Annotated in this window: 4 protein-coding genes; 2 read left to right on the top strand and 2 right to left on the bottom strand. The window is 73.3% G+C overall.

The genetic code is table 11. The annotated features are described in order from the left end of the window. Positions 1-24 precede the first annotated feature (24 nt). Positions 25-1,077, bottom strand: a complete 1,053-nt coding sequence (locus SSOG_RS34550; protein WP_106516700.1) for an aminotransferase class V-fold PLP-dependent enzyme — start codon at positions 1,075-1,077, stop codon at positions 25-27. A gap of 194 nt (positions 1,078-1,271) precedes the next feature. Continuing rightward, positions 1,272-2,852 (bottom strand): aldehyde dehydrogenase (NADP(+)), encoded by a 1,581-nt coding sequence (locus SSOG_RS34545; RefSeq protein WP_078510655.1) that lies wholly within the window; start codon positions 2,850-2,852, stop codon positions 1,272-1,274. Positions 2,853-2,938: 86 nt separating this feature from the next. Between SSOG_RS34545 and SSOG_RS34540 the strand changes: the two genes are divergently transcribed. After that, positions 2,939-3,709, top strand: coding sequence for an IclR family transcriptional regulator (locus tag SSOG_RS34540; protein ID WP_009718909.1), 771 nt, complete (start codon positions 2,939-2,941; stop codon positions 3,707-3,709). A 109-nt stretch (positions 3,710-3,818) separates the two neighbouring features. Then, positions 3,819-4,838: a hypothetical protein gene (locus SSOG_RS34535; RefSeq protein ID WP_039939353.1), complete on the top strand. Its 1,020-nt coding sequence runs from the start codon at positions 3,819-3,821 to the stop codon at positions 4,836-4,838. The last annotated feature ends 166 nt before the right edge of the window (positions 4,839-5,004 follow it).

The following is a 5,004-nucleotide window of genomic DNA, read 5'->3' as shown; positions in this document are numbered from 1 at the left end:
CCCCTGGCCATCTGTGTTTTCCCGCTACGCACCGTCCCCCAGCACTTCCAGCAGACGGTCCACGTCGGCGGGGGTGTTGTAGAGGTGGAAGGCGGCGCGCAGGTTCCCGGCCCGCGCCGAGACCTGTACGTCCGCCTTGGCCAGCCGGGGCGCGGCCTCACCGAGGCCCGGTACGGAGACGATCACCGAGCCGGGGGCGGGCACGCAGGAGCGCCCCAGGCCGGTGATCCCGGCGCGGAAGCGGTCGGCGAGCGCGCGGTCGTGGGCGCGGACGGCCTCGGTGCCCAGCTCATGGAGCAGGGCGAGCGAGTGCCGGGCCGCGACGTACGCGAGCAGGGCCGGGCTCTCGTCGTAGCGCCGCGCCGAACGGGCCGGCTCGGCCACCGGCCCGTAGCAGCTGTCCCACGGCTGCTCCCCCGAGCGCCAGCCCGCGAAGACCGGGGTGAGGCCGCCCAGGTCCTCGGGCACGGTGAGGAAGGCGGTGCCGTGCGGGCACAGCAGCCATTTGTAGCCGACGGCCACGGTGAAGTCGTCCTCCCCCGCGCTCACCGGCAGCCAGCCGACGGCCTGGCTGAGATCCACCAGGGTGCGGGCCCCGTGCGCCCGGGCGGCGTCCCGGATCGCGTCGAGGTCGGCGATCCGTCCGTCCGCCGACTGGACGGCGCTCACCGCGATCAGCGCGGTTTCCGGACGTACCGCCTCCGCCAGCTCCTCCAGCGGTACGGTGCGCAGCTTGAGGTCGCGGCGTACGGCGAAGGGGTTGACCAGGGAGCTGAAGTCGCCCTCGGCGGTGAGGACTTCGGCGCCGGACGGCAGAGAGGTGGCGATCAGTCCGGCGTACACGACGACCGAGCCGCCCGTCGCGACCCGCCGTGCCGGTACGCCGACCAGCCGGGCGTAGGCGGCGCGGGTCTCCTCGACCGCCTCGAAGGCCGCATCGGTATAGCGGACGCCGACGGCCGCGTCGTCGAGGGCCGCCTTCATGGCGGCGGTGGAGCGTGCGGGGATCAGACCGCTGGAAGCGGTGTTGAGATACGTCGTCTGTGGCGCGAACTCGGCGCCCGCCAGGCTCTCCATGTCCATCCACTATGGGACGGGCCCGCCCCGGCGTCCATCGCACATCTCTGAAGCGTGCCCGCCACGGATGCTTACGTATCCCCTCTGACCTGCACTGATTCCCGCTACCGGAATGCGGAACGCCGGAACGCGAAACGGCCGCCGGGCGGGCGGGTCAGGTCCGCGCGCCCGACGGCCGTGTCGTCACCGGGGAGTCAGCCCTGCTGTTCCCGGATGCCGTTCACCCGGCGGGGCAGCCCGAGCGGGTTGTCGTCGCGCAGCTCCGGCGGGAGCAGTGCGGGCGGGGTGTCCTGGTAGCTGACGGGCCGCAGCCAGCGCTCGACGGCGGTGCCGCCCACCGAGGTGGAGGTGGACGTCGTCGCCGGGTACGGGCCGCCGTGGTGCTGGGCGGGGGCGACGGCGACGCCGGTCGGCCAGCCGTTGACCAGGACCCGGCCCGCGAGCGGGGTCAGCTCGGCGATCAGCTCACCGGCCCGGCCCTCGGTGCCCTCGGCCTCGGCGGCGGAGATCTGGACGGTGGCGGTCAGGTTGCCCTGGAGGCGGCCGAGGACGGCGGAGATCTCCGCGTCGCTCTCGTACCGGGCGACGACGGTCACCGGGCCGAAGCACTCCTCCAGCAGCACATCGTGCGGGCCCTGCTCGGCGAGGCGCCGGGCCGGGACGGTGAGGAAGCCGGGGCTGACGCTGTGCTCGCCACCGGAACCGGGGGTCACCGGCGCCTCGACGTCCGCCAGCTCGGCACGCTCCTTGACGCCCGCCACGAAGTTGTCGCGCATGCGGTGGTCGAGCAGCACCCCGGCGTCGGTGTTGCTGACGGCCTCGGTGAGCGACTTGACCAGCGCGTCCCCAGCGGCGCCCGCGGGGGCCAGCACGAAGCCGGGCTTGGTGCAGAACTGGCCCACGCCCAGCGTCATCGAGCCGCTGAGCCCGGAGCCGATCTGCTCGCCGCGCTCGGCGGCGGCGGCCTCGGTGACCACGACCGGGTTGAGGCTGCCCAGTTCGCCGTGGAAGGGGATCGGCACCGGCCGGGCGGCCGCGGCGTCGTACAGGGCGCGGCCGCCGCGGATCGAGCCGGTGAAGCCCGCGGCGGCGATCAGCGGGTGCTTGATGAGTTCGAGGCCCGCGTCGAAGCCGTGCACCACGGAGATCACGTCGGCGGGCAGCCCGACCTGCTCGGCGGCCCGGCGCAGCGCGGAGGCGGCCACCTCGGAGGTCGCGGGGTGGTCGGGGTGGGCCTTGACGACGACCGGGCAGCCCGCGGCGAGGGCGCTGGCGGTGTCGCCACCGGGCACGGAGAAGGCCAGCGGGAAGTTGCTGGCGGCGTAGACGGCGACGACGCCGAGCGGCAGCTTGTAGCGGCGCAGATCGGGCCACGGCGGGGTCTGGGTGGCGTCGGCGTGGTCGACGTGGACGTCGAGGAAGGCACCCTCGTCCACGATCGTCGCGAAGGACCGGAGCTGGTAGCTGGTGCGGGCCAGCTCGCCGGTGAGCCGGGCCGGGCCGAGCGCGGTCTCGGCGTCGGCGGCCTCGACGAGCGTGTCACGGGCCTCGTCGAGCAGATCGGCGGCGGTGCGCAGGAAGGCGGCGCGCACCGTACGGTCGGTAAGGGCGCCGCGCGCGGCGTCGGCCGCCCGCACCACCTTGTCGACCTCCTCCGCTGTGGCTTCGACCGCTACCTGCTCGCGCTGCTTTCCGGTTCGGGGGTCGACGCTCCACACTGGTGCTGACACCGCGGATTCCTCCTGCTGTGTTACCGCTGCTTGCGTCTCGCACATCGACGGGTGTTCGATATGCTGAACGCTGTCCCGGTTGATGAATTCCATCGGGACTCTATGGCTGGTCGAACAGAGGGGTCAAGGCGATGACAGCTGCCGAGACGGGCGGGGCCCAGGTCAAGTCGGCGGTCCGCACGGTCGAACTGCTGGAGTTCTTCGCCGGCCGGCCCGGGATGCACAGCCTGGCCTCCGTGCAGGAGGCCGTAGGTTACCCCAAGTCGAGCCTGTACATGCTGCTGCGCACCCTGGTCGAACTGGGCTGGGTGGAGACGGACGCGACCGGCACCCGGTACGGCATCGGGGTGCGGGCGCTGCTCGTCGGCACGTCCTACATCGACGGCGACGAGGTCGTGGCGGCGGCCCGGCCCACGCTGGACCGGCTCTCGGACGACACCACCGAGACCATCCACCTCGCCCGGCTCGACGGCACCAACGTGGTCTACCTCGCCACCCGCCAGTCGCAGCACTATCTGCGCCCCTTCACCCGCGTCGGCCGCCGCCTCCCGGCCCACTCCACCTCGCTGGGCAAGGCGCTGCTGGCCACGTACACCGACGAGCAGGTGCGCAAGCTGCTGCCGGAGACGCTGAGCCCGCTCACCGAGCACACGATCACCGACCGCGAGAAGCTGATCGAGGAACTGCACCTGATCCGCGAGCAGGGGTACGCGGTGGACCGCGAGGAGAACACCCTGGGGCTGCGCTGCTTCGGCATCGCCATCCCCTACCGCACCCCCTCCCGGGACGCCATCAGCTGCTCGGTGCCGGTGGCCCGGCTGACCGGGGCCCATGAGCAGATGATCAAGGACGCGCTGTTCGACGCCCGCGACCGCCTCACGCTCGCCACGCGCCGTCTCTGAATCCGAAGGCCGCGGGTCGCGGGGAGGACGACGGCCTCCGCCGCACGGCGGAGGCGGATCGTCGGACAGGGCGAGGTGCGGAGCCGGACGCTCCGCAAGGCTGGTGTACATGACACAGCCCCACGCCACCACCGCTCCCCGCCGGGCGCTGCGCGCCGTCGCCATCCTCGCCTGCCTCCCCTACATCGGCCTCAAGGTCGCCTGGATCGCGGGGAGTTACCTCGGCATCCCCGAGGGCAGCGATCTGCGCGCCCCCGGGGAACGCCCCGTCATGCTCGCCTTCAACGGGCTCTCCGTCCTCATGGACGCCGCGGTCGTCGTCCTGGCCCTCCTCCTCACCCGCCCCTGGGGCAGGCGGGTCCCGGCCTGGCTGCTGGCGCTGCCCGTGTGGTGCGCCTGCGGGCTGCTCGCGCCGATCATGACCGGCTTCCCGGCCCAGCTGATCGTCACCGCGCTCGGCCACGGCACCGGGGCGGGCCCGGCCGCCGACGACAGCCGGTTCCTCGCCGACTGGGTCTTCGGCCTCGTCTACGGCGGGTTCATCCTCCAGGGCCTCGCTCTCGGCGCCCTCTTCGTGCTGTACGCCCGTGAGCGCTGGGGCCATCTGTGGCGCGGCCGGATCGCCGATCTGCCCGCCGACAGCCCCACCCGCGGCGCCCAGCGCCTCACCGCCGTGGTCGCCACGGTGCTCGCCGTGCTGCCCGCCGCGACCCATGCGCTGTGGGCGGCCGGTTCGACGGCCGGGCTGTCCGCGGCGCGGGCCGCGGAGCGGACGAGCGACTTCTACGTCCTGGAGGCGATGTACGTCGTCTTCGCGCTCGCCACCGCCGCCGGTGCGCTGACGCTCGCCTTCCGCTCCGGCCACCGCCTCCGGCTCGGCGTCCCGCTGGGCCTGGCCTGGATCGGTTCGGGGGCGCTGGCCTGCTGGGGCGGCTGGCTCATGCTGACCGGTCTGACCTCGGGGGACGGTGCCAAGGCGCCGAGCGCGGTGATGAACATGACCTACGCTGTGCAGATGATCGTGGGCTTGCTGGTCCTCACGGCCGGTGCGTACTTCTTCGGCGAGCGGGGCGCGCAGGCGTCCGAAGCCCCCGTTCCCCCGCGCACACTGGAGCTGCGGCCCCTGTGACCACCCTCCCCTGGCGACGATGGACCCGCGCGGCCCTCGGGCGACGAGCCCTGCTGCGCTGGGTCCATCTGGTGCTCGGCGGCGCGCTGTTGATGCCGTACTTCCTCCTCACCACGGTGGTCCTCGGGTCGGTGGTCCGCAGCGACGACCTCCTCACCTCGCTCCC

Source organism: Streptomyces himastatinicus ATCC 53653 (genome assembly GCF_000158915.1).
In the GTDB taxonomy this organism is placed as follows: domain Bacteria; phylum Actinomycetota; class Actinomycetes; order Streptomycetales; family Streptomycetaceae; genus Streptomyces; species Streptomyces himastatinicus.
This window is presented reverse-complemented; position numbering and strand designations above follow the sequence as displayed.